The sequence below is a fragment of the bacterium genome, from assembly GCA_026708055.1.
Classification (GTDB): Bacteria; Actinomycetota; Acidimicrobiia; order Acidimicrobiales; family CATQHL01; genus VXNF01.
This window is the reverse complement of record JAPOVS010000079.1, coordinates 1-23,240: the sequence shown is the minus strand read 5'-3', so window position 1 is coordinate 23,240 and position 23,240 is coordinate 1. Positions and strand designations below refer to the sequence as shown.

Annotated in this window: 23 protein-coding genes; 8 read left to right on the top strand and 15 right to left on the bottom strand. The window is 71.4% G+C overall.

Features of this window, described 5'->3' with window-relative positions:
• Positions 1 to 235: 235 nt before the first annotated feature.
• The 5 genes from OXG55_16535 to OXG55_16515 form a co-directional block, all read right to left on the bottom strand.
• Complete coding sequence (locus OXG55_16535; protein ID MCY4104844.1) at positions 236 to 1,300, bottom strand: glutaminyl-peptide cyclotransferase; 1,065 nt, start codon at positions 1,298 to 1,300, stop codon at positions 236 to 238.
• Positions 1,301 to 1,354: 54 nt separating this feature from the next.
• Complete coding sequence (locus OXG55_16530; protein ID MCY4104843.1) at positions 1,355 to 1,900, bottom strand: VOC family protein; 546 nt, start codon at positions 1,898 to 1,900, stop codon at positions 1,355 to 1,357.
• 326 nt (positions 1,901 to 2,226) lie between these two features.
• Positions 2,227 to 3,105 (bottom strand): hypothetical protein, encoded by an 879-nt coding sequence (locus tag OXG55_16525; GenBank protein MCY4104842.1) that lies wholly within the window; start codon positions 3,103 to 3,105, stop codon positions 2,227 to 2,229.
• 147 nt (positions 3,106 to 3,252) lie between these two features.
• On the bottom strand, positions 3,253 to 4,983 hold the full coding sequence (locus OXG55_16520) for an AMP-binding protein (GenBank protein ID MCY4104841.1): 1,731 nt from the start codon (positions 4,981 to 4,983) through the stop codon (positions 3,253 to 3,255).
• 104 nt (positions 4,984 to 5,087) lie between these two features.
• Entirely contained in the window at positions 5,088 to 5,858 is a 771-nt protein-coding gene (locus tag OXG55_16515) for an enoyl-CoA hydratase-related protein (GenBank protein MCY4104840.1), read from the bottom strand.
• Between the two features lie 294 nt (positions 5,859 to 6,152).
• On the opposite strand from OXG55_16515, the gene OXG55_16510 reads away from it, so the two are divergent.
• The 5 genes from OXG55_16510 (at position 6,153) to OXG55_16490 (ending at position 10,959) form a co-directional block, all read left to right on the top strand.
• Positions 6,153 to 7,340 carry an acyl-CoA dehydrogenase family protein gene (locus OXG55_16510; protein ID MCY4104839.1) on the top strand — a complete coding sequence of 396 codons (1,188 nt, stop codon included), beginning with the start codon at positions 6,153 to 6,155 and terminating at the stop codon, positions 7,338 to 7,340.
• A 24-nt stretch (positions 7,341 to 7,364) separates the two neighbouring features.
• On the top strand, positions 7,365 to 8,117 hold the full coding sequence (locus OXG55_16505; GenBank protein MCY4104838.1) for a glucose 1-dehydrogenase: 753 nt from the start codon (positions 7,365 to 7,367) through the stop codon (positions 8,115 to 8,117).
• Between the two features lie 76 nt (positions 8,118 to 8,193).
• Entirely contained in the window at positions 8,194 to 8,934 is a 741-nt protein-coding gene (locus OXG55_16500) for a carboxymuconolactone decarboxylase family protein (protein ID MCY4104837.1), read from the top strand.
• Positions 8,931 to 9,959: an amidohydrolase family protein gene (locus OXG55_16495; GenBank protein MCY4104836.1), complete on the top strand. Its 1,029-nt coding sequence runs from the start codon at positions 8,931 to 8,933 to the stop codon at positions 9,957 to 9,959. Before OXG55_16500 ends, OXG55_16495 begins: the two co-directional genes overlap by 4 nt.
• 295 nt (positions 9,960 to 10,254) lie before the next feature.
• A complete protein-coding gene (locus OXG55_16490; GenBank protein ID MCY4104835.1) occupies positions 10,255 to 10,959 on the top strand; it encodes a hypothetical protein in 705 nt (234 codons plus the stop codon).
• On the opposite strand, the gene OXG55_16485 is transcribed toward OXG55_16490, so the two are convergent.
• Positions 10,902 to 11,144, bottom strand: a complete 243-nt coding sequence (locus OXG55_16485) for a DUF2442 domain-containing protein (GenBank protein ID MCY4104834.1) — start codon at positions 11,142 to 11,144, stop codon at positions 10,902 to 10,904. The genes OXG55_16490 and OXG55_16485 overlap by 58 nt on opposite strands.
• Before the next feature lie 367 nt (positions 11,145 to 11,511).
• Between OXG55_16485 and OXG55_16480 the strand changes: the two genes are divergently transcribed.
• Positions 11,512 to 12,816, top strand: a complete 1,305-nt coding sequence (locus OXG55_16480; GenBank protein MCY4104833.1) for a DUF4143 domain-containing protein — start codon at positions 11,512 to 11,514, stop codon at positions 12,814 to 12,816.
• A 167-nt stretch (positions 12,817 to 12,983) separates the two neighbouring features.
• Here OXG55_16480 and OXG55_16475 read toward each other — a convergent pair whose 3' ends face one another.
• The 8 genes from OXG55_16475 to OXG55_16440 form a co-directional block, all read right to left on the bottom strand.
• Complete coding sequence (locus OXG55_16475) at positions 12,984 to 14,141, bottom strand: acyl-CoA/acyl-ACP dehydrogenase (protein MCY4104832.1); 1,158 nt, start codon at positions 14,139 to 14,141, stop codon at positions 12,984 to 12,986.
• Positions 14,138 to 14,920, bottom strand: coding sequence for an iron-containing redox enzyme family protein (locus tag OXG55_16470; GenBank protein MCY4104831.1), 783 nt, complete (start codon positions 14,918 to 14,920; stop codon positions 14,138 to 14,140). Before OXG55_16470 ends, OXG55_16475 begins: the two co-directional genes overlap by 4 nt.
• A gap of 27 nt (positions 14,921 to 14,947) precedes the next feature.
• Positions 14,948 to 15,307, bottom strand: a complete 360-nt coding sequence (locus OXG55_16465) for a nuclear transport factor 2 family protein (protein MCY4104830.1) — start codon at positions 15,305 to 15,307, stop codon at positions 14,948 to 14,950.
• A complete protein-coding gene (locus tag OXG55_16460) occupies positions 15,300 to 16,064 on the bottom strand; it encodes an SDR family oxidoreductase (protein ID MCY4104829.1) in 765 nt (254 codons plus the stop codon). Before OXG55_16460 ends, OXG55_16465 begins: the two co-directional genes overlap by 8 nt.
• Positions 16,061 to 16,864, bottom strand: a complete 804-nt coding sequence (locus OXG55_16455) for an SDR family NAD(P)-dependent oxidoreductase (GenBank protein ID MCY4104828.1) — start codon at positions 16,862 to 16,864, stop codon at positions 16,061 to 16,063. The genes OXG55_16460 and OXG55_16455 overlap by 4 nt, the downstream gene beginning before the upstream one ends.
• A 132-nt stretch (positions 16,865 to 16,996) precedes the next feature.
• Positions 16,997 to 18,052, bottom strand: a complete 1,056-nt coding sequence (gene meaB, locus OXG55_16450) for a methylmalonyl Co-A mutase-associated GTPase MeaB (GenBank protein ID MCY4104827.1) — start codon at positions 18,050 to 18,052, stop codon at positions 16,997 to 16,999.
• Positions 18,049 to 18,504: a cobalamin-dependent protein gene (locus OXG55_16445; GenBank protein MCY4104826.1), complete on the bottom strand. Its 456-nt coding sequence runs from the start codon at positions 18,502 to 18,504 to the stop codon at positions 18,049 to 18,051. The genes meaB and OXG55_16445 overlap by 4 nt, the downstream gene beginning before the upstream one ends.
• 8 nt (positions 18,505 to 18,512) lie before the next feature.
• Entirely contained in the window at positions 18,513 to 20,201 is a 1,689-nt protein-coding gene (locus tag OXG55_16440; protein MCY4104825.1) for a methylmalonyl-CoA mutase family protein, read from the bottom strand.
• A gap of 190 nt (positions 20,202 to 20,391) precedes the next feature.
• On the opposite strand from OXG55_16440, the gene OXG55_16435 reads away from it, so the two are divergent.
• Positions 20,392 to 20,994: a TetR/AcrR family transcriptional regulator gene (locus OXG55_16435; GenBank protein ID MCY4104824.1), complete on the top strand. Its 603-nt coding sequence runs from the start codon at positions 20,392 to 20,394 to the stop codon at positions 20,992 to 20,994.
• A 24-nt stretch (positions 20,995 to 21,018) separates the two neighbouring features.
• Here OXG55_16435 and OXG55_16430 read toward each other — a convergent pair whose 3' ends face one another.
• Positions 21,019 to 21,534: a peptidylprolyl isomerase gene (locus OXG55_16430; GenBank protein MCY4104823.1), complete on the bottom strand. Its 516-nt coding sequence runs from the start codon at positions 21,532 to 21,534 to the stop codon at positions 21,019 to 21,021.
• An 87-nt stretch (positions 21,535 to 21,621) separates the two neighbouring features.
• Between OXG55_16430 and OXG55_16425 the strand changes: the two genes are divergently transcribed.
• Positions 21,622 to 22,986 (top strand): MFS transporter, encoded by a 1,365-nt coding sequence (locus tag OXG55_16425; GenBank protein ID MCY4104822.1) that lies wholly within the window; start codon positions 21,622 to 21,624, stop codon positions 22,984 to 22,986.
• Positions 22,987 to 23,240 lie beyond the last annotated feature (254 nt).

The following is a 23,240-nucleotide window of genomic DNA, read 5'->3' as shown; positions in this document are numbered from 1 at the left end:
CAGCCCGCGCCTGGAACCGGAGCCTAACCCGCCCCGCCCCCCGCCGCACACCCCGCCTATCATGAAACAGCATGATACTTATTGAATCTTAGATATAGCAACCGAAACCATTAAACTTTTGCGGCCAGCCACAGCAGCCGAGACGACGCGGAATCGCCCGCCGCGCCGCCGCAACTGCACGACCGCACTCGAACTCTGACCACGGCGGGTTCCGCTCCGCCGCGCCGAACCACGCTCACGAACCCGAAGGGGCGCCGGCGGCCTCGAAGCGGATCTCGTAGATGGCGGGCCAGTCCTTGCCGGTGATCAGGAAAGTCTCGGTGTCGGGATCCCAGGCGATGCCGTTCAGCACGGCGTTGGGATCGTCGGGCCGGGGCAGGCCGATGTTCGACGCGTCGGCGAGCGCCAGCACACGCCCGGTCACCGGGTCGATCCGCACGATCAGGTCGGTCTGCCAGACGTTCGCCCAGACGTGGCTGCCGACGCACTCCAACTCGTTGAGCGAGGGCAGTTCCTGGCCGTCGAGGGTGACGAGCAGCGGATTCCCGACCCGCTCGAAGGTGACCGGATCGCGGAAGTGCAGTTCGGCGCTGCCGTCGCTCATGACCAGGACGCGGCCGTTGTAGCACAAGCCCCAGCCTTGGCCCTCGTAGGTGAAGCGCTCCAAGATCGTCAGATCCTCCGGATCCCACACCAGCGCCACGCCGTCCTTCCAGGTGAGCTGGTAGACACGCTCGTCCACGAACGTGATGCCCTCGGCGAAGAAGTCCTCCTCGAAGGTGACGCGTCGGAGCTCTTCGCCGGTGTCGCGGTCCAGTTCCCGCAGCGTGCTGGAACGATCGGCCCGCGCGCCTGTGCTCTCGTAGAGACGGCCGCCGGAGATCTCGAATCCCTGCGTGAACGCCTCGGTGTCGTGAGGCAGTTCGCGGATGACGACGATCTCGAGGAGCTGCGGCCCCTCGGCGCCGTCCCCGTCGCCGCCGGCGCCGCTGCCCGCAGGGTCGTGGCCGGGCGCCGGCTCGCCGCCGGCGGTCTCGTTTTCGCCGGGCGCCGGCTCGGCGGAGTCCCGTTCGGCTGCGGCGCCGGTGCTCTCCGCCGGCGCGCCGCCGGTCGGCGAGGGTTCCCGCACGCTCGCAGGCGTCAGGTCCACCGGCGCGCTCAGCGACTCGCTCGTGGGCGGCAGCAGCGGCGTCCGGGGCGCAAGGTGCGCCTCGTCGGACTCGAAGTAGCCGCACCCGACGAGCAGAGCCGCCAGTAGCAGCACGCCCGCCGCGAGCGCCGCCCGGCGCGTCGCAATCACGACGGTCAAGCTACACGCCGCCCCTGTTCGAGCCGGTCCCGGCCCGAGGGCGACTCACGTGGACGGTTCGGCGTCGGGCGCCCCCGGCGGCGTGAAGGCAGGGAAGTCGCCTCCCGCTATCCAGGTGTCGTAGGCCGGCTTGCGGGCGAGGTCCACGAGCTCGACCCAGAGGCCGCTGTGCAGGCGGTGATAGCTGAACCCCGCGGGCCGGCCGTCGGGTGTGGCCGCAGTGGCGCCGCACGGGTAGCCGGCGGCCTCGAGGCGGGCGGCGTCGCCGGTCACGTCCTCGGACCAGAACCCCAGATGGTGGACGCCGCCGTGGGCCGTCGCCGGGTCCCAGAGCGTGCCGGGAGAGGACTCCAGTATCTCGTAGTGCGGTGGTCCCTCTACGGAGTAGGTCAGCCGGAAGTTCACCGTCACCACGCCGCCGGGCTGGCGCAGGTCGAACTCCCGGCGCATGGGCTCGGCCCACGTCAGGCCGCAGACCGCGCCCAGCTCTTCGCAGGTGGCGTCGAAGTCCTCCGCCACGATGCCCCAGTGGTAGAAGCCGTCTGCCGGCAGGAGGCCGGTCGGGGCGGGCGCGGGAGGGTCGGAGTCCATGAGCGTCAGGGAAGATCATACGCCCGCGCCAGGCGATGCACGGTGGCTGGGTGTGAGCGTCGCGCCTCTGGATTCCGGCCTGCGCCGGAATGACGGACTGGGAGCCGGGGTGACGCTGGGTGTGGGCGTCGCGTCGTTGGGTTCGGGCCTGCGCCGGAATGACGGACTGGGGGCCGGGGTGACGCTGGGTGTGGGCGTCGCGTCGTTGGGTTCGGGCCTGCGCCGGAATGACGGACTGGGGGCCGGGGTGACGCTGGGTGTGGGCGTCGCGTCGTTGGGTTCGGGCCTGCGCCGGAATGACGGACTGGGGGCCGGAGGCTGCGGCGTCAGGACCCGTCCGGGCGGGCCAGCAGCAGCAGGGCGGCCTCGGCGCAGGGCATGCCGATCTCCACGCCGCGGGCGGCGGCCAGGGCGTTGGCCGCGGAGACGATGCCGTCGTGGTAGTGCGACAACCCGCTGCCCATGCGGGCGCGGCGGGCGTCCACGGTGGCGCCGGCCAGGCCGTCGGCCTCCACGATGAACAACCCCGCCATGCCCGAGTCGTCCATGCCGCGCCCCCCGTCGGAGCAGATGAACCCCCAGGCGCCCGCCCGGCGCAGGTACGGCACTGCGCTGCGGCCCGTGTGCCCGGCGGTCACCAGCACGTTGCGGCCGCGGTCGGCGAGGGTGGCGAAGGCGATGGAGTCGGTGGCGATCACCTGTCGACCGTCGGGTGCCGTCTGCATCACCGTCCGGTTCGTGATCTCGTCGGCCGCCGCCGGCGCCGGGTCGTTCTCCAGCATCAGCAGGGCGGCCTCGGTGACCGCCATACCCGCCCGAACCCCGCAGTCGGCGGCCGGCTGGTTGAAGAAGCTGATGACGCCGTTGCGGTACAGGTGCACACCGTCGCCGAGGCGGGCGCTCATCACGTCGGCGACCGCGGCGGGGATGTCCAGCGCCTCCAGGTACCAGAGGCCCGCGATGGCCGATCCCTCGGGGCCGATGCCGCAGTCCATGCCGATGGCGCCCCGCGGGGCGGCCTCGGCGATGAACCGGGCCGGCAGCACCCCGCAGTAGGAGGAGTTCACGCAGACGTCCCGTCCGTGATTCGACGGGTCGACGTGATAGGCGGAGTCCATCGCGACGACCCGCCCCCGCCCGGTCGTCGACGTGAACACGACGGTCTGCTGCACGGGCGCCTGCTCGTCCCGCGGGTTATGGCTCATGATTTCTCCCCGAGGTGTGTGCTCCGTCATCAGCGGCAGACGCGGCCGGATCCCCGGGCATGGATTCCGGCCTGCGCCGGAATGACGAATGTGGGCGACCGGAATGACCGTTGCGGGAGTATGGCTCCGGCACCACGGTTGCCCGTCTCATGTTCGCCGGCCTCCTCGCCGCGGCGCGGGACCCCGATCGTGGGTGCCGGTCCCGGCACCTGCGGCGCGCAGTTCCACCTTGCGCACCTTCTCCGAGGGCGTCTTGGGGAGTTCGGCGACGAAACGCAGGTAGCGCGGGACGGCGAAGTAGGGCAGCCGGCGGTCGGCGTACTCCCATATCGCCGCGGCGGAGATCTCGGCGCCCGGCTCGGGCACGATGACGGCCAGCACCTCGTCCTCGCCCGCCTCCTCGTCGGCGGGGGTGGCCACCACCGCCACCTCGGCCACGGCGGGATGCGCCAGGAGGGCCTGCTCCACCTCGTAGGAGCTGATGTTCTCGCCGCGGCGGCGGATGGCGTCCTTCAGGCGGTCCACGAAGTAGTACCAGCCGTCGGCATCGCGCCGCAGCCCGTCGCCGGTGTGCCACCAGAGGTTGCGCCAGGCCTCCTGGGTCGCCTCGGGCATGTTGTAGTAGCCGACCGACTGCGTCCAGGGACAGCGGGCGCGCACCACGAGCTCGCCCAGCTCGCCGACGGGGACCTCCTCGTCGGTCTCGGGGTCCACGAGCCGCACGTCGAACCAGTCGCTGTTGGCGAGGCCGGCGGCGCCGGGGGGACGGTCCTCGCCGTAGGGGCTGAGGATCGCCATGCAGGTCTCGGTCAGGCCGAAGACCTCCACGAACGCCTCCACCCCGAACCGCCGCTTGAAGGCCTCGAGAATGCTGGAGGCCGTGGGGGCGGCGAAGATGCAGCGCAGTTCGTTGTCGGCGTCGTCGGGCCTGGCGGGCTGCTGCCAGACGAAGTCCATCATCACGCCCACGAAGTTGGTGACCGTGGCGCCGCTGTCGCGGATCTGGCGACCCCAGGCGCTGGCGCTGAACCGCTCCTGCAGGACGTAGCGGGCGCCGGCGATCAACGCCGGATGGGCGGCGAGGAAATGGCTGTTGCCGTGGAACAGGGGCCCCGCCGACATGTAGACGTCGGCGTCGCTGAGCCGGGTGAGCGACACGCACTGGTCGGCGAAGAGGTGCATGTGGGCGTGCGGCATCATCACGCCCTTGGACAGGCCCGTCGTGCCGGAGGTGAAGAAGACCGACGCGAGGTCGGAATGGCGTACGGGGGGCAGTTCGATGGCGGTCCCGCTCGGGTCGCCCGCTCCGCCGACCGGAGAGTCGGGGCCGGGGTTCCCGACCGGGGCGGCCAGCAGTTCCTCCCACTCCGAGACCGCGAACCCCGCCTGTTGCAGGGTCGTGGCGGCGGCGTCCCGTGCGGCGGCGTCGCCTCCGGCCAGCCAGAAGCGTTCCACGCTGCGCACCGACTCGGCGCTCTCGGCGAAGCGCCCGGCATAGTCCGGATGGGTGACCACCATGCGGGGCGTCACGGTTGATGCCTGATGTTCCAGGAAACTGCCCCGGTAGGCGGTGTTGATGGGGACCTCGGCAATCCCCGCCAGCGAGGATCCCAGCCAGGCGAGCACGTAGGCCGAGCAGTTCGGCAGCATGATGAGCAGCCTGTCCCCCGGGACGCCCCCCGCCCCGAGCAGGCCGCGGGCGACCCGCTCGGCCAACTCGAGGGTCTCGGCGTAGCTGTAGGTCTCACCCGTCGACGGGACGTCGAGGTAGACGCGCTCGCCGTGGGTCTGCGCCCGGAGGCGCAGCACGTCGGGCGTGTTCCAGCGGCGCCGGTCGGCGAACGTCGGCTGGTACTGGTCGTAGCTGCGGGGGGCCATGGGGGGTCGGTCTCCGGTGCCTCTCGTCGCCCCGGCGGCTCAGCGGGGACGTGGTTTCTGGGCTGTTGGTCGCCCGTCGGGCGCCGCGGCGGCTCCGGGCGGGCTCAGCGGGCGTCTCGTGGGGGGAACTGCGGCTCGCGCTTCTCCAGGAAGGCGTTGGCGCCTTCCAGCATGTCGGGCGAGCCGATGGCCTGCATCAGCATCCCGAGGCCGGACTGCATGTTGTCGCGCAACTGGTGCCACCAGACGTTCGTGCTGATCTTGGCGATCTCCATGTAGCGCGCCGACATAGCACAGATCTCGTCGCACCAGCGCTCCACCTCGTCGTGCAGCTCGTCGTGGGGGACGACGGCGTTGATCCAGCCCAAGTCCAGGGCCTCGGCGGCGCTGTAGGGGCGGCAGAGGTAGACGACCTCCTTGGCCTTCTTCTCGCCCACCGTCATCGCCAGCAGGTTCGTGCCCCCCAGCACCGGGGCGCTGCCGACCTTCACGCCGGTCTGGCCGAAGCGGGCGTTCTCGGAGGCGATGGCCAGGTCGCACACCACGACCAGCTCGTTGCCGCCGCCGAAGGCGGGACCGTTCACCGCGGCGATGACCGGCATGGGCGCCGAGCGGATGGCGTCGAAGAGCTCCAGGCTGCCGGTGAACATGGCGCGCAGCTCCCAGAAGTCGGGGTCGGCCAGGTTCGCCAGGTAGCCGCCCGCGCAGAACGCCCGGCCCTCTCCGGTGATCACCGCGACGCGGGCGTCGGCGTGCTCCCGGAGCACCGCGACGATCTCGTCGACGGTCGTCCGGTCGTAGGCGTTGAGCCGTTCGGGGCGGTTCAGCCGCAGCCAGAGCACCTCGTCCCGCCGCTCGGTGATCACGTCGGCCATGGCATTGCGCTCCTCTCGCACAGCTCGATCACTGTCCCGAGGCCCGACCGCGGGAGTCGTGCCGGCGTCGGCGGCGCACTCCGGTGCGGAAGCGGTCTCCCGGTCTCTCCGGAGCGTAGGCCGCGTGGTGCCGCCGGCCACAGGTGTCTTTGAGAGTGGTTCTTGTTCCAACTATCGTGTCCACCGGTTTGTGCCGAGTCGTAGCGGTCCGTCCGTTACGCTGCGGTCGCTCCGGGCACCCCGAGCACGTGAAGCGGCGGCATCGGCGAGGCGAACGAAGGAGACGGACCCGAGGTGGCGTTCCTGGAACTTCCTCAGATCTACAAGGACGTGCAGGCCGAGGCGCGGGCGGTGGGCGCGCAGGTGGCGCCGTTCGCAGCCGAGGCCGACGAGTGCTCCGAGGTCCACGGGCCCACCCTGGCGGTCCTCCGTGCCAGCGGCCTCAGCGAGTTGATGGTCCCGGCGGCGTACGGCGGGCGTTTCGAGAAGGTCGACCCTCTCGCCGTGTGCGTGGCGCGGGAGGTGTGCATGAAGGCCTCGGCGCATCTGGACGCCCTGCTGGCACTCCAGGGCCTCGGGAGCTACGCGATCGCTATCGGCGGCAGCGAGACGCAGCGACGGTTGTGGCTGCCACGAGTGGCATCGGGGGAATCGCTCGCGGCCATCGCGCTGACCGAGCCCGAGGCGGGCTCGGACCTCAAGGCGATCACGACGACACTGCGGCCCTCGGGGACCGGCGACGACGAGTTGGTGGTGTCGGGGCGCAAGTCGTTCATCTCGAACGCGCCCGTGGCCGACTTCTTCACGACGCTGGTCCGTGAGCCGGCGCCCGAGGGGTCCGACGAGGACATGTACTCGTACTCGGTCGTACTCGTGCCCGCGGACAGCCCGGGCGTGCAGGTCTCGCCCTCGCCGGAGGTCATCGCACCCCATGTCCTGGGCGAGATCGACTTCGACGACGTGGCCATCAGCGCCGATCATCGGCTCGGGGAACCGGGCAGCGGGTTCGCGCACGTGCTGGCGACCCTGTCGGTGTTCCGCTCGTCGCTCGCCGGCGCGGCTGTCGGCCTGATGGAGGGGGCTCTGGAGATCGCCACCCGCCATGCCGTCGAGCGCCAACAGTTCGGTCGACCGCTGGCGCGCCTGGGGGCGGTGGCGAACCTGCTCGCGGACTCCTGGACCGATCTGGAGTCTTCGCGGCTGTTGGCCTACCGGGCGGCGGACATGGCGCGCCAGGATCCCGGGACGACCCTGGACTACTCCTCGATGGCGAAGCTGGCGGCCACCGACGCGGCGGCCAGGGTCGTCGACCGCTGCGTGCAGATCATGGGCCGCTGGGGCCTCATCAAGGGCTCCAGGATCGAGCAGTACTACCGCCAGGCCCGGCCGATGCGCATCTACGAGGGGGCGAGCGAGATTCTCCGCCTCGGGGTCGCCAGCCGCCTGTGCCGCGAGATTGTCGAGGCCGACGCGAAGACGTGATCCCGGCGGAGCGAGGTTCCTGACATGGATCTGCAGCTGGAGGGCGCCGTCGCCGTCGTGACGGGGGCCAGTCGCGGGCTCGGAGCGGCCGCGGCGGCGGCGCTCGCCGGCGAGGGCGCCCGGGTGGTGGCGGCGGCCCGCTCGACCGGTGCCCTGGAAGAACTCGCGGCCGGCTCGGACGGGCGCATCCACCCTGTGCGCTGCGACATGCGCGACGCCGGCGAGGTGGCCGGCCTCACCGGTGTGGCGGTCGAGCGCTTCGGGCGGCTGGACTGCGTGGTCAACAACGCCGGGATCGCGCCCGCCGGGGCGTTCCTGGACCAGGATCCCGCCGTGCTGTCCGACGTGGTGGCGGTGAACGTGCTGGCCCCGGCGATCCTGTCGCAGGCGGCGGGACGCCACTTCGTCGCCGGAGGGGTCGCTGGCTCGATCATCAACATCGGCTCCACCTCGAGCCTCAAGGGCAAGCCGCTGCTGGCCGCCTACAGCGCTTCGAAGGGTGCGCTGGCGCGTCTCACCGAGGCGCTGGCGGCTGAGTGGGCCCGTTACAGCATCAGGGTGAACATGATCGCCCCCGGGGCCTTCGCCACCGAGGCGCAGGCGCAGGTCCTGGCCGACGAGAGGATGCTCGCCGCCCGCCTGCGGAAGATTCCCATGCGCCGCATGGGCGAGCCTGCCGAACTGGGTCCGCTGGTCTGCTACCTGGCTTCTCCCCTGGCCGCGTTCGTCACCGGTTCCTGTTTCGTGATCGACGGCGGCGAGGTGTCCAAGCTCTGAGCGCCCACCGCCGCCCCGGGCCGCCCCGTGCCGCTGCGAACCGCTTCTCTCCATCCGAGTGACTCCAGGAGGTCCCATGACAGTCCAGCCAACCCTTGTCGGGGGAGCCGACCGGTCGGTTCTGGGCAGCGCCGCCCTGGCGAGCGGCCGGATCGACGCCGTCTCACCGAAGTTCGCCGAGGGTCTCGCTCGTGTGCGCGAGGTCACCGACACCGATGGCGCATGTCCGGCCTGGGCCAAGGCGCTGTACATGGCGGCGGCTGCGGCGGTGAAGGGCCACCGGGAGATGCTCATGGCGCAGATGGAGAGGTCGCGCAACCTGGGTCTCGAACTCTCCGACGCTCGCGGCGCGGCCCTCACGGTGCTGATATCCCGCGGCGAGGCCGTCTATGCCACGTTCAACTCCGCCATCGACGAGGTGTTCGGCGACACGGTGGCGCTCGCCGCCGGCGACGCGCCAGAGTTCTCGATCGATCGCCGGGGGTGCCTGGACTACTTCGAGGACTACTTCGGGTTCGTGCCCGACTACGTGAGGCTCATGGCCGATGACGCGCCACGGGCGCTCGAGGGCTACGTGCTGATGCGGGAGTGGTCCCTGGCGGAGAACGTCCTGGACGCGACGCACGCCGAATTGCTGCTGTGCACCATCAACGCCGCCGAGTTCTCCGCCAGATTCGTGAACGTGCATGCCAACGGTGCACGCCGAGCCGGATGCAGCGAGGCGCAGATCATCGAGGCGGTCACCTGCGCCATCCCCGTGGCAGGGGTTGCGTCCTGGCTGCCAGGCGCCGACGGCATCATGGAGGGCCGATCGTGAGAAGTGCCGATGGTCCGGCCGGCGGCCTCATCGACGTGCACGGCCACATCGTGCTGGAGGGTTCGATGGGGCGGGCGGGCGCCTGCGGCCCCGAGATCGGCCACCACCCCGACGGCAGCCCCTGGTTCCGCGTCGGCAACTACCGGCTCGACGGCGTGGCCTACCGGGGGTCGCTGTTCATCGAGGTGGACATGCGCCTCGCCGCCATGGACGCCGCGGGGATCAAGGTGCAGGCGCTCTCGCCGAACCCGCTGACCTATCTGCACTTCATCGACGCACCGGCGGCGGTGGACTTCTGCCGGGCACACAACGACAGCCTGGCCGAGGTGGTGGCCGGCCGTCCCGACCGCTTCGCCGGCCTCGGCGCCCTGCCCATGCAGGACATCGACGCGGCCTGCGCGGAACTGCACCGCATCGTCGGCGACCTCGGGCTGCTCGGCGGCTACGTCGGCACCGACTTCGGGACGCCCCTGGACGCGCCCGCGATGGATGCGCTGTACGAGTCCTGCACCGAACTGGACGTGCCGCTGTTCCTGCACCCGACCCAGTCGGGCATCGACGGCCCGCTGCTGGACCGGCGCCTGTGCCGCTGGGACCTGGACCTCGTGCTGGAGTACTCCCTTGAGGAGGCGCTCGCGGCGGCCACGCTGATCTTCGGCGGGGTGCTGCGCCGCCACCCGGCGCTCGACGTGTGCCTCAGCCACGGCGGGGGATCCCTGGCCCTGGTGCTGTCGAAGCTGCGCAAGCTGGCCGAGCGGCGGCCCGCCTCGCCGGAGTGGCTGAAACCCTCCGGTGCCTTCGACGGTCAACTCGAACGGCTCTGGTTCGACTGTCACGTGACCGGGGCCGCGGAGTTCGCCTTCGTGGCCGGCGCCCTGGGGACCGACCGGCTCGTGTACGGCACCAATTTCGGGGGCTGGGACCGGGGCACCGGGCCCGACGTCGCCGAGTTGGCGGGCACGCTCAACGCCAACGCCGCCCGACTGCTGCGACTGGGCAGTCGGGTGCCGCACCTGCTGAGCTAGCTGCACCCGGCCATGACGTTGGTTGCACGTTGGCGGGAGGGAAATCTTTGACGCGGTGAAGACCGCCGAGCGGGAACGGAGGGAAGGCCGCGAACGTGGCCGGCAGCCGGCGCCGGCGCCGCCGTACAGCTGGTTCAGGGGCAGCTGGTTCAGGGGCTGAACCCGGGCTGGTCCGCGTCGGGCGTGTCCCGCGGCCCGTCCCGTCCGGTCGGTGATCCCCGCGGCCGCTGCCCGCCGCGGGGCTGGTCCTGCTATAGGACTTGCCCCCCCCCCCCCCGTGTGCTAGAGAAACCGCATGGCTGACCGTTCGCACCGGTGCCCGGTGCGCTGCTTCTGCCGGGTGTGCGTCACGAAGGCGATGCTCGTCGCACTGCCGCTGCTGGCGCTCGCCGTGACGGGGTGGGTGAGCGCCGGAGCGGCCGGCGAGGACAGCGACTCGGGGCCGGACTGGGACGCTGAGTGCGCGGCCTACTTCGGCGACGGCTGGACGTACAACGACGCGACAGGGGCGTGCGACCCCCCGCCGTCGGCCACAACCACGACGACGGCCGTCCCGGCGTCGGAGGCGGCCTGCAACGCTGCGGCGTCGCCCCCGCAGTGGTACTGGGAGCCGCGGCCGGGCAGCGTCGGCCTGGACGGATCGCCGAAGGGCGAGTGCCGGATCGTGGAGACCGCCGCCGGCTGCCTGCGGCACTGGGTCCCGCGCTACTATTCGGACGCCTACCTCTACCGCTTCTACTGGCACGGCGGCGAGTGCAAGCCCAACCTGCCGGGAGACACCTGGGCGACCGCCGACGTGAAGGCTGCGTTCTGCCGCCTCGACAGCCAGATCTTCGGCAGCGGCAGCGTCTACGACTACTCGTTCGGGGCGACCGGGACGTGCGTCGGCCGGGAGCTGTGCGAGTCCCGCGGCGGCCACGCGGTCGCGGGCGGCGAGCACGGCTACGGCTGCCTGTACCTCCACGCCGACGGCACCCTGCAGCGCCTACCGGAGGCCTGACCCGGGCCGCCTCGCCCCCCCAAAGTCGAGCCGCGGGTGAGCTTCAGGTAGAGCGCGTCGCCGCACAGGTCGAGATCATCGCCCCAGACGATCGAGCCGCAGGGACCGAGCCGCACGGCGGAGAAGAACGAGCGGTCCTCCCAGGCAGCGAACACGCCGTCGCCGGCCAGGTACGACAGATCCAACTCGCCTTCGAGGCCGTCGTCATAGCGAAGCCAGATCCGGTACGGCTCAAGGCGCGCACCTCAACGGGGCGGAGCGTTCTGTCGCTTCGAGGCATGCGAGCAGCCTACCTGGCGACCCGGCGCGCACTGGATGTGAACCCGATGCCGCAGACGACATCAGCGAGCGGGAGGTCCAGAGCGTCAGGCATGCATGCTCAGGCCAGCGATCTGTGACTGCCGGTCCGGTGTGAGTTGGTGGGGGCCGGGTGGCGAACACGTCGAAACGGTTCAGAAAATGCCGTCGAAATGGTTCAGAAAATGCCGTCGAAATGGTACGGTGAGGCCCGCGGAGATGGTGTGACGCGATGCGCTGACCGGGAGGGGCGGCTTGGACGGGAACGGCGACGGAGGCAGGAACGGCGACGGGCAGGGCGTGTACTGGCCGCGGATCGTGGACGACGAACTCGACCTGCTGTGCAGCGAGTTGCCCGCCGTTGCCGTCGAGGGGCCGCGCGCAGTCGGCAAGACCGAGACGGCCTTGCGTCGGGCGGCCACCGTTCATCGCCTCGACGACGGCGACCAGCTCTCGATCGCGCTGGCGGAGCCGTCCAGGCTCGCCCGTGGGGCGCCGCCGATCCTCATAGACGAATGGCAGCGGCTGCCGGCCTCATGGGATGTTGTGCGGCGCGCCGTGGACGCCGACCCGTACACGCCCCGGTTCCTGCTGACCGGCTCCGCGGGCCCGGCGGAGCCGCCCACCCACACCGGCGCGGGGCGCATCGTCACCGTCCGCATGCGGCCCATGGCTCTCTCCGAGCGGGGCGTCTGCGCTCCCACCGTCCGATTGAGCGACCTGCTGGGCGGCCGGCGGCCCCGGCTGGAGGGGGCTGCCCCGCTGGGCCTCGCCGACTATGCGCAGCAGATCGTCTGCTCGGGGTTCCCCGCCATACGGGGCCGTTCGCCGCGGGGCGTGCGCGCCTACCTGGACGGCTACATCAACCGCATCGCCGAGCACCGCCTGAACGAGGGGTCCGGCACCGCCGGCAACCGACCGGCGCTGAGTCGCTGGATGGCCGCCTACGCCGCGGCCACCTCGACGGTCGCGTCGTTCGAGAAGATCCGCGACACGGCGACGCCCGACAAGCCCGCCAAGGCCACTGCCGTCGGGTACCGGGCGGCGCTGGAGTCACTGTGGCTGATCGAAGACGTGCCCGCGTGGCTTCCGACCCGCAACCACTTGCGGCGTCTGGCGTCGGCCCCGCAGCACCACCTCGCCGATCCTGCTCTCGCCGCCCGTCTGCTGGGGGTCGACGCCGAGGCACTGCTCGAGGGCCGGTCCGGTGCGGTGGCCATGCCTCGGGACGGAACCCTGCTCGGCGGCCTGTTCCAGTCCCTCGTGACGCTGTCGGTACGCGCCTACGCGCAGGCCAATGAGGCGAAGGTGTTCCATCTGCGGACCCACGGCGGCGAGCACGAAGTCGATCTGATCGTGCAGGGACTCGACGGCCGGGTCGTGGCGCTCGAGGTGAAACTCGGCGCGGTCGTCGCGGAGGACGACACCAGGCACCTGCGGTGGCTCGCCGACCGCATCGGGCCGGAACTCGCCGACGCCGCCGTCGTCACGACCGGGTCGGAGGCCTACCGCCGCCGCGACGGCATCGCCGTGGTCCCCGCCGCGCTGCTCGGTCCCTGACATCTGCACGCCTCGGCGGCGCGCCGCGGGAGGCGGCGAGTCCCCGAGTGCCCCAGCCCGGCGGCGTGGTAGCGGGGCACCGGGTCAGGCGCGCTGGTTGAACGATCCATCGCCTGGCTTGTCCGCAACGGACACCGGCGAGTCCGCTACCGAGGTGCCGCCGCCTGCTAGGCGCGTTGGTTGAAGCGGCGCTGCAGGTATTCCGAGACGATCCTCACCTTCTGGATGGTGGGCGTCCCGCCGGCGATGGCCCAGCCGTGGGAGTCGCGCAGGCGGCGCTCGATGCCGTACTCCTCGCTGTAGCCGTAGCCCCCGTGCAGTTGCACCGCCGCGTCGGCCACCTTCTTGGCCATCTCGTTGGCGAAGCACTTGGCCAGCGAGGCCTCCAGGGTGCGCGGCGCGCCCCGGCCGGCACGCGCCGCCGCCCGCCGGATCAGCAGCCGGGCGGCCTCGGTCTGCAGGATCATGTCGGCCAGGGCGGTCTGGGTCGCCTGGAACTCGACGATCTTCTTGCCGAACTGGCGCCGCTCGGTCACATACGCGGCGCAGAGGTCCAGGCAGGCCTGCCCGATGGCGAGGCTCATGGTGGCGTTGCCGAGCCGCTCGATCGAGAACGCCGTGAACAGCCGCCCGAAGCCGCCGGCGTCGATGATCAGGTTCCCCGCCGGCACCGCCACGTCGTCGAAGAACATGTCCGCCGAGGGGATGCCCCGGAACCCCATGAGGCGCTCTTGGGGGCCGAAGCTCAGCCCGTCGCTGTCCCGGTCCACCACCAGCGCCCCGATGCCGCGGGCGCCGGGCTCGTCGCCCAGCCGCGCGTACACCAGGTACTGCTCGGCGTGCCCCGCGCCCGAGCACCAGCGCTTCGTGCCGTTGATCACGTAGTGGTCGCCCCGGCGTACCGCGGCGGTGGTCATGTCGGTGGCCGCCGATCCGGCGTCGGGCTCGGAGATGGTGATCGCCATGGTCACCTCGCCGGCGGCGACGGGGGGGAGCAGGCGCCGGCGCTGTTCGGGCGTGCCGAAGAGGTCGATGACCCGTGCCGGGCCACAGTTGGCCTCGAAGACGCCGAACGCCGCCGTCGGGGCGGCCTTGGCCAACTCCTCGATCACGATGAGGGAGTCGGCCAGGTCGGCCCCGCCGCCCCCGTACTCCGCCGGCAGGCCCATGCCCATGTATCCCAACTCCGCCAGGCGGCGACGCTCGGCGTCGGGGAACGGGGTGCGGGCGGCGTCCCAGGCGGCGGCCTGCGACTCGTACAGGTCGGAGGCGAGCGCGGCGACGGTCTCCCGCAGGGCCTCCTGGGTGGGCGTCAGGTCGATCACGCCGGGACGGTCCGGTACAGGTCCCACATGTCGTAGAACAGGCGGCCGGTCTCGAGCGTGCAGTGGTACACCGCGTCGCGCTGGGCAGGCGTGCGGGCGTACTCCGAGACGATCTCGATGCCCTCGTCGCCGTGCTCGGCGTCGGCCAGGATGTGCATGGTCCAGAAGATCAGGTCCTCGTCGCTCATGCCGTAGTTCTGCTTCTGGGCCGCCACGATGCGGGTGAAGGTCTCGGGCACGAACGACTCCAGGCCGATGCCGATGGCGGCCAGGGGAACGCACCAGTCGCGGCACAGGCCCATGAACTCGAAGTACTCCGTGAGCCGGCGCCCGGCGGGCAGCTGCTCGGCCCGGCGCATGGCGTCGGTGTCGCCTCCGAGCGCCGCGCCCCATTCCAGAAGAAGCTCGGGGTGGGCCTTGGTGCCGGTCTCAATGCCCATGCACTCCTCTGCCAGGTTCTTGACCAGCGTGGTGCGCACGTCCTCGTGGGGGCAGTTCACGTAGATGGCCCCGATCCACGGGAGCATGCGCGAGATGTGCAGGTAGAACTGCTCGCAGAACAGCACCAGCTGCGGGACCGTGACGCTGCCGTCCTCCATGGCGGACACGACCGGGTGGTCGCCCATGCCGGTGCCGGGCTTGGAGAGTTCGGCCCGGAGCAGCCCCACGAAGTCCTCAGGGGTCATCGCGGCGAGTTCGTCGGTGCTGGGTGCGAGGGTCTCAAGGCTCATCCGGTGGTACTCCGTGTTCTCGAGTGCGGTGCCGGCGGAGGTGGTCATGGTCGGCGGCTCATGGTAGGGAGTCCCTCAGAAATCGGCATCGTCGAGTGCGACGGTCTGGTGAACGATGAAGCCGCCTGCGACCGTGAACGTGTCGCGCCCGGAGGTGCCGTCGCCGGGCCCTCCGGCAATGCGCCATCGCACGGAGACTCGACCCTCGCCCTCGTCACGTCGCTCGCCGAACCGCACCTCTCCGCCGCCGAGGCGCTCCGGGACCGACGTGAAGTACTCGGCGATGGTCGCCGCGCCCTCATAGGACGCATCGTGGCGGACGAGCACCGCACCCTCGGCGTAGTCGGCCGCCATGGCGGCGGGATCGCCGGTCAGAACCGCGGCGAGGTGGTCGTCCACGGCTGCGCGGGGGCTACGGCCGGCGAGCTCAGTCATGGGTGACCCCGAGGCCCAGGCCGCCGTCCACCACCAGCACCTCCCCGGTGGTCCACTCGGCCCGGGCCAGGTACTCGAAGGCCTCGGCGACCTCGGCGGCGGTGCCGATGCGGCCGAGGGCGTGTGCCCCGGACATGGCTGCCAGGCGGGCCGCGGCCTGCTCGTCGTCGAAGAGGCCGGCGCGCTGGTTGATCTCGGTCAGGACCGCGCCGGGGCGCACGCAGCCCACCCTGATGCCCTGCGGGCCCAGTTCGGCGGCGAGAACCCCGGTGAGCGTCTCGAGGGCGCCCTTGGTGGCGGCGTACGGGGAGACGCCCGGGAAGCTGCGCTTGGTGTGGACCGAGCCCACGAAGAGGACGCATCCCCGGGTGCTCCGCAGGTGCGGAATCGCCAGGCTGGCCAGCATCATCGGTGCGACCACGTTGCTGTGGAACAGCTCCAGGAGCCGATCCTCCTCGAGCTCGGTCACCGGGCCCCGGTACATGTTCCCGGCGTTGTTGATGAGCACGTCGAGGCGCCCGGTGCCGTGGGCCACGGCCGCCTCGATCATGCGTTGGCGGTCGGCGGCGACGGTCACGTCGCCGGGAACCGCACGGCAGCGCTCGCCCAGCCGCTCCGCCACGGCCTCTACCTTCTCGGCGCGGCGCCCGGTGATCGTCACCGCCGCACCGGCCGCGACGAAGTGCTGAGCGGCTCCCTCGCCGATGCCCGATCCGCCGCCGGTGATGAGCACCGACATGCCGTCTACAGGCCTCATGCCGGCTCCGGGCGCCCGGGGGTGCGCGCCGCCTCGCCGACACCGTCCACGCCCGCCGGCCGGGGCAGGTGCGAGAGGATCGACATCGTGATCCCGCCGTCCACCAGCAGAGTCTGGCCCGTGACGTAGTCGGCGTCGGTGGAGGCGAGCCAGAGAACCGCCTTGGCGACGTCGGTGGTGGTGCCGAGGCGGCCGCGCGGCACGGCCAACTCGCGCTCGGCCCGCAGCACGGGGTCGGCGTTGATGGGTGCCGACATCCCGCCGTCGATGAGGCCCGGGGCCACGCAGTTGACCCTGATCCCGAACCGCGACCACTCCAGCGCCATCTGCTGGGTCAGCATCATGATTCCCGCCTTCGTGGAGGCATAGGCGCCGGCGTTGGGTCCGGGGGCGGTGCCGTTCATGGACGCCATGTTCACGATCCGGCCGGTGCCTGCGGCGGCCATGCGTCGCGCCGCCGCCCGGCCGCACAGGAAGGTGCCGACGAGGTTGACCGCCACGACGGCACCGAAGTCGGCGGCGCTGTGTTCCAGCAGCGGGCCGAACCGGACGATCCCGGCGTTGTTGACGAGCACCTCGGGTGTGCCGAAGGCGTCCAGGGCGGCCTCGACCTCATCCTCGTCGGTGACCGAGGCCGCCAGCGCCACCGCGCCGTCGATCTCGCCGGCGGTGCGCCGCGCGCCGGCGCCGTCGATGTCCAGGACGCCCACGCGGTAACCCGCGGTACCCGCCTGCCGGGCGATCTCGGCGCCGATGCCGGCGGCACCGCCGGTCACGAGAAGCGAACGGTCGGCTGTCATGGCTGCTCCGGACGGTCGGCGGGTGCGAAGACGACGGGGTACGAGGAGAAGTGGGGGCGCTCGGTGTTGGGAGCCTGCATCGGCAGGTTCTGTGGGTCCAGTCGGCCTCGCGCTGTCAGGGTGCTCTGCACGTCATCCGCCCGTCTCGGCGCCGGCGCCGTCATCGCCGCCGTCGGCGCCGCCGAGCTCGCCCACCAGTTGCCGCGCCGCCGCCGACGGCGCCAGTTCCCCCTGCGCCACGTCGGCGAACAGTTCCTCGGCCTGCCGGGACGGCTGTTCCACCAGCAGGTCCACCCAGCGGTGCAGGTGGCGGCGCACTTCCTCGGCGACGTGCCGGGCACGCCGCTCCGCTCCGGCGCTGGAGGTGCGCAGGTGGTGGCGGTGATCCTGCACGTGCTTGAAGAGCTCGTCGGCGCCCTCGCCGGTGGTGGCGACCGTGAGCGCCACCGGCGGCCTCCAGCCGGCGCGATGCCCCAGGTCCAGCATGTGTTCCAGGTCGCGCCGGGCGTCGGCGGCCCCGGTCCGGTCGGCCTTGTTGACCACGAAGACGTCCGCCATCTCCAGCAGCCCGGCCTTGTTGGCCTGCACGGCGTCGCCCCAGCCCGGGCTCACCGCCACGATCGTCGTGTCGGCGGTGCGGGCGATATCCACCTCCACCTGCCCGATGCCCACGGTCTCCACGATGATCAGGTCGTGCCCGGTGGCGTCGAGCAGCCGGACTGCCGCCAGTGCCGCCAGGGCCAGCCCCCCCGACTGGCCGCGGCTCGCCATGGAGCGCACGAAAGGTCCGCCGGGCGCGGCGGCGCTACCCATCCGCACCCTGTCGCCGAGGATGGCGCCGCCGGTCAGCGGAGACGAGGGATCCACCGCCAGGATGGCCACGCGCCGGCCGTCATCGGCGGCAACCTGTGCCAGACGGTCGGTGAGCGTGGACTTGCCGACGCCCGGTGCGCCGGTCATGCCCACCACGTGGGCTTGCCCGGCGAGGGGCCATGCGGCGACCGCGACGGCGTCGGCGAGCGGCCCACCCCCCTCGGTGTAGGTCAGCAGCCGCCCGAGTGCCCGCCGGTCGCCGTCGCGGGCCCGCGCGAACAGGGCACCGACGTCGCCGGTTGCGCTTCCGGCCGGGTTCGGGGCCGGCGGCGTGGGGTGCTCGGGAGGGGGCTTCCCCGGCGGCTCGACGGTCATGCCCGCCGTGCTGCGGCCGCCGCCCGGACTGTCTCGGCAACCTCCGCCGCCGAGGCGCCGGGACCGAGGACGTTGGACACGCCGGCCTCCTGCAGGCGCTCGAGGTCCTGATCGGGCACGATCCCGCCAACCACGACCGGCACGTCCATGCCGACGGCGCGCACGGCCTCCACCATGCGGGGCGCCAGCGTGAGGTGACCGCCGTTGTGGATCGAGAGGCCGATCACGTCGGCATCCTCCTGCTCGACGGCGAGCAGGATCGATTCGGTGGTCTGGCGCAGCCCCAGGTAGATGACCTCCAAGCCGGCGTCGCGCAGCATGCGCGCGACCACCTTCAGGCCGCGGTCGTGTCCGTCCAGGCCCAGCTTGGCCAGCACCACCCGGACCGGTGGCCGGCTCTCGCTCCGGCGCTCGGCCGCGGCGCCGGCCGTGTCGCCTTTCGGTCCGCTCATACCCTCGCTCATACCACGGCAGGCTCGGTGTAGGTGCCGAAGACGCCCTCGAGGGCGCCCGTGATCTCACCTTCGGTGGCCTCGGCGCGCACGCAGTCGATGATGGGCTCCATGAGGTTGATCGTCGGGTCGGCGGCGTCTGCGGCCAGCGTCTCCAGGGCCGCTGCGACGGCCCCGCCGTCGCGCCGCTGTTTCGCCCCGGCGAGGCGCGCCAACTGCTGGTCCTCGACGTCCTCGTCGATGTAGAGGATGGGAGTGTCGCCGTCGTCGCCCTCGGTGTAGGCGTTGACGCCCACGATGATCCGCCGCCCGGCGTTGACCTCGCGCTCGAAGCGGTAGGCGCTGTCGGCGATCTCGCCCACGAAATAGCCGTTGACGATGCCCTCGTAGACACCCTCCAGGATCGAGCCCTCACCGAGCTTGTCGAGGTGCTCGAACACCTCGGTGGCGCGCCGATCCATCTCGTCGGTCATCCATTCCACGTAGGCGGAGCCGCCGAGAGGGTCGGCCACGCTGGCCGCGCCGGTCTCGTGGGCGATCACCTGCTGGGTGCGAAGGGCGATCCGCGCGGCTCTCTCGGTGGGCAATGCCAGCGCCTCGTCGTAGCTGTCGGTGTGGAGGCTCTGCGTGCCGCCCAGCACCGCCGCCAGCGCCTGGGTGGCGACGCGGGCGATGTTCACCTCGGGTTGCTGGGCGGTGAGCGACACGCCGGCGGTCTGGGTGTGGAACCGCAGTTGCAGCGACCGCTCGTGGCGGGCGCCGTAGCGGTCCCGCATCCAGCGCGCCCAGATGCGCCGGGCGGCCCGGTACTTGCCGATCTCCTCGAAGAAGTCGATGTGGCTGTTGAAGAAGAACGACAGGCGACCGGCGAAGTCGTCCACGTCCAGCCCCGCGGCCGTCGCCGCCTCCACGTAGGCGAAGCCGTTGGCGAGCGTGAAGGCCAGTTCCTGGGCGGCCGTGGAGCCGGCCTCGCGGATGTGGTAGCCGCTGATGGACACGGGGTGCCAGCGCGGCATCTCGGCGGTGGTGAAGCGGATCAGGTCGGTCACCAGCCGCACCGAGGGGCGTGGCGGGAAGATGTACTCCTTCTGCGCCTGGTACTCCTTCAGGATGTCGTTCTGGATCGTCCCGCTGAGCCTGCTGCGTTCGGTGCCGCCGCGCTCGCCGGTGACGATGTACATGGCCATGAGGATGTTGGCGGGGCCGTTGATGGTCATCGACGTGCTCACGCCGCTCAGGTCGATGCCGGCGAAGAGGTCCTCCATGTCGGCGATCGTGTCGACTGCCACGCCGGCCCGGCCCACCTCGCCGACCGCCCAGGGATGATCGGAGTCGCGCCCCATGAGCGTGGGCATGTCGAAGGCCGTCGACAGCCCCGTGCCTCCGGCCTCCAGGAGCCTCTTGAAGCGCATGTTGGTGTCGGCGGCCGTGCCCATGCCCGCGAAGAGCCGCATCGTCCAGAGCCGTGAGCGGTACATCGAGGGGTAGATGCCCCGCGTGTACGGGAACTGCCCGGGATACGGGGGGTCCCCGTGGACCGCTGCCAGCGGGATGCCGGACATGGTCTCGAAGGTGCCGTCGCGCAGCGGGGCGGCCTCGAAGGCGGCCCGCCACTGCGCCTCGGCCCGGGCGCGTGGCGAGTCCTCGTCGTCGTGCGATTCGGCTCCGCCGGGGACCGGATTGTCGGGGAGGCTCATAGTCGGCTCTGTGCCGGGCGGCCCACCGGTTCGCCCGAGGTGCGCCCAACCGTTCCCGGCACAGTACCCGCGGACCGGTTGGACTCGCCCTCGGAGAACCTGTGAGGGGAGTGCCCTGCTGTACGGTTTGGTGCTAGCGCTACAATCTAGCGCCGATCTGTCAACCCAACAGTTGTTTGAGGAGTTGTCAATGGCTGAGGCTGCCACCGACACACCCAGGCCCTCGAAGCGGCGCCGCCAGGAGGTCATCGACGTCGCCGCGCGGATCTTCAACGAGAAGGGGTATGAGGCGACCTCCATTCAGGAGATTGCCGAGGAGGTGGGGATCCTCAAAGGCAGCCTCTATTACTATATCGACACCAAGGAGGATCTTCTCTTCAGTGTCATCAAGGGGGCCTACGACGCCGCTCTCAACGTCATCGAGCAACTCGAGCAGCGCGACGGCGATGCGCTGGAGCTGATCGAGGCACTCGTTCACGGGCACGCAGAGGTCTTCTCCGAGAACTACGTGCAGACCTCGGTCTTCTTCAGGGAGTTCCGGGCGCTCTCGGAAGAGCGCCAGAAGACGATCCGCGAGGCGGGCGACGTCTACAACAGGTTCCTGATCTCGCAGATCCGCCGCGGCCAGCGCTCCGGGGAGATCAAGTCCGAGGTCAACCCTCGGCTCGCCGCCATCGGCATCATCGGCATGATGAACTCCATGGCGTTCTGGTACCGCCCCGACGGCCCGGCCAGCGCCGCGCAGATCGGCAGGGAGTTCAGCCGGCTGGTGATCGGGGGCATGCGAACCTGACAGCGCCCGGCCCTGCCGGCGGGTTCAGGCGCCGGCGATGGGTTCGGTGCTGATCGCCGCCGAGCGGATCTTGGCGTCGCCCTTGGGCCGCTCACCGCGCCGCGGCAGTGCCGCGAAGGCCGCCACGGCGTCCATGCCGGCGGTGACCTGGCCGAAGATGGTGTAGGCGTGTGGCAGGTTCACGCTCGCCAGGCAGATGAAGAACTGCGAGCCGTTGGTGTCGGGGCCGGCATTGGCCATCGCCAGAGTGCCCTCCCGGTACTGGCCGCGCCCGTCGAGTTCGTCGTTGAAGCGGTAGCCGGGGCCGCCACGTCCGGTTCCGGTGGGGTCACCGGCCTGCACCACGAATCCCGGCACCACCCGGTGCACGGGGCAGTCGTCGTAGTAGCCCTGCCGGGCCAGGAAGACGAAGTTGTTCACCGCCAGCGGGGAGCGCTCGGCCTGGAGATCCAGTTCGATGCTGCCGCACGTGGTGTCGAGCGTGGCCGAGTAGCGCAACGCCGGATCGAGAGTCATGGCTGGGGGTTCTGACCACTGCACCGCGGGCACTCTACCGGGGCAGGGGCGGCGCGCTGCGGACAGCGTTCCGGGACCGGATCGCCGGTTCCGGGCGCCTAGTCTGGTTTCGTGACGGAGCCGGCTGAGCGAACGCATCAGGCGGCTCGGCGTTCCGGCGGCGGGCCGGCGGATGGCCCGTCGGGTCCGGGATCGGGCCGGGACCCCGAGACCGGTCGATCCGTCCAGGAGATCCAGCGGCGCACGCTGGGCGTGCTGATGGGCACCGTCGCCGCGGGCGGCGCCGGTGCGGGCGGGGCGTTCAGCATCGTCGCGGTGCTCGCCGACGAGATCACCGGCAGCGCCACGCTCAGCGGCATCGCCGCCGCGGGCATGACCACCGGAGCGGCCCTCACGGCGGTCCCTCTGGCGAAGCTCATGGCCCGCAGCGGCCGGCGGGTGGGGCTGCGCTCGGGCTACCTGCTGGCTCTCGCCGGCGCGCTCCTGATGCTCCTGGCCACTGTGGTCGATACGTACGCGCTCGTCCTCGTGGGCATGGCGGCCGTCGGGACCGGGAGCGCCTGCGGCCTCGCCGCCCGTTTCGCGGTCGTCGACCTGGCGGCGCCGGCCGATCGGGCCCGGACCATCGGGCTGCTCGTCGGGGCGACCACGGTGGGCGCCATTGCCGGGCCCACGCTCGCCACCGGGCCCTTCACGGCGGTCGCCAGTGCGCTGGGTCTGGAGGAACTGGCCGGCCCGTTCATCTTCGCCGCCGTCGTGTTCACGATGGCCGCAGTGGTCCTCGACCGGGGCCTGCGACCCGATCCGCTGCTGGTCGCCCGGCGCCTCAGCGGTGGCGCCGACGCCGCCCGGGGCCGCGGCGGCCTGGGGAGATCGCTCGGCATCATCGCTCGGCTGCCTCCCGCTCGCCTGGCGACCGCCGCCATGATGGTGGGGCAGGGGGTGATGGTCGCGACGATGGTCATGGCACCGTTGCACATGACCGACGGCGATCAGGGTCTGCGCGTCATCGGCTTCGTCATCTCGACGCACATCGTGGGCATGTACGCCTTGGCGCCCCTTGTGGGCTGGGCGACCGGGCGCATCGGACCGACGCCCATGATCATCCTCGGCGGCGTGATCAGCTTCGGTGGCGCCGAGATCGCGGCCCACACGCCCCCCGACGTGGCGTGGGGCATGTTCGCCGGCATGTTCGCCGTGGGGCTCGGCTGGAACTGCTGCCTCGTGGCGGGGACGGCGCTGTTCACCGCGGCGGTGCCGACCGGCGATCGCGTGCCGGTGCAGGGCGCCGCGGATCTGCTGATGAGCGCCTCCGGGGGCATCGGGGGCATCGCCGGCGGTGCCGTGGTGGCATGGCAGGACTTCCAGTTCCTGAGCCACTACAGCGGTCTGTTCGGCGCCGTGCTGGCCGGTGTGGCGCTGCTGGCCTACCTCGGGAACACCCCGGGGGTCTCCCGCCGGGCGCCCCGGGCCTGAGCGGGCACGGTTCCTCGTCGTCGCCTATGGGCCGAGCGTTGTGATCGGGACCACGCAGACGCGGTGATGATGTACGTCAAGCGCCGGTGGTGGATCTCGTCCGCCTCGTCGGCGACACCGTCGACGAGACCCGCCGCGCCCTATGAATCGACGCCGAGCACGCCTCCCGCGGCGACTTCGGTTCATCGCCGGCCGCGGGCGTCGCCGGCCAGCGCGCTCTTTGACTGAGTGCCGTTAAGTTTCCGTATTATTTC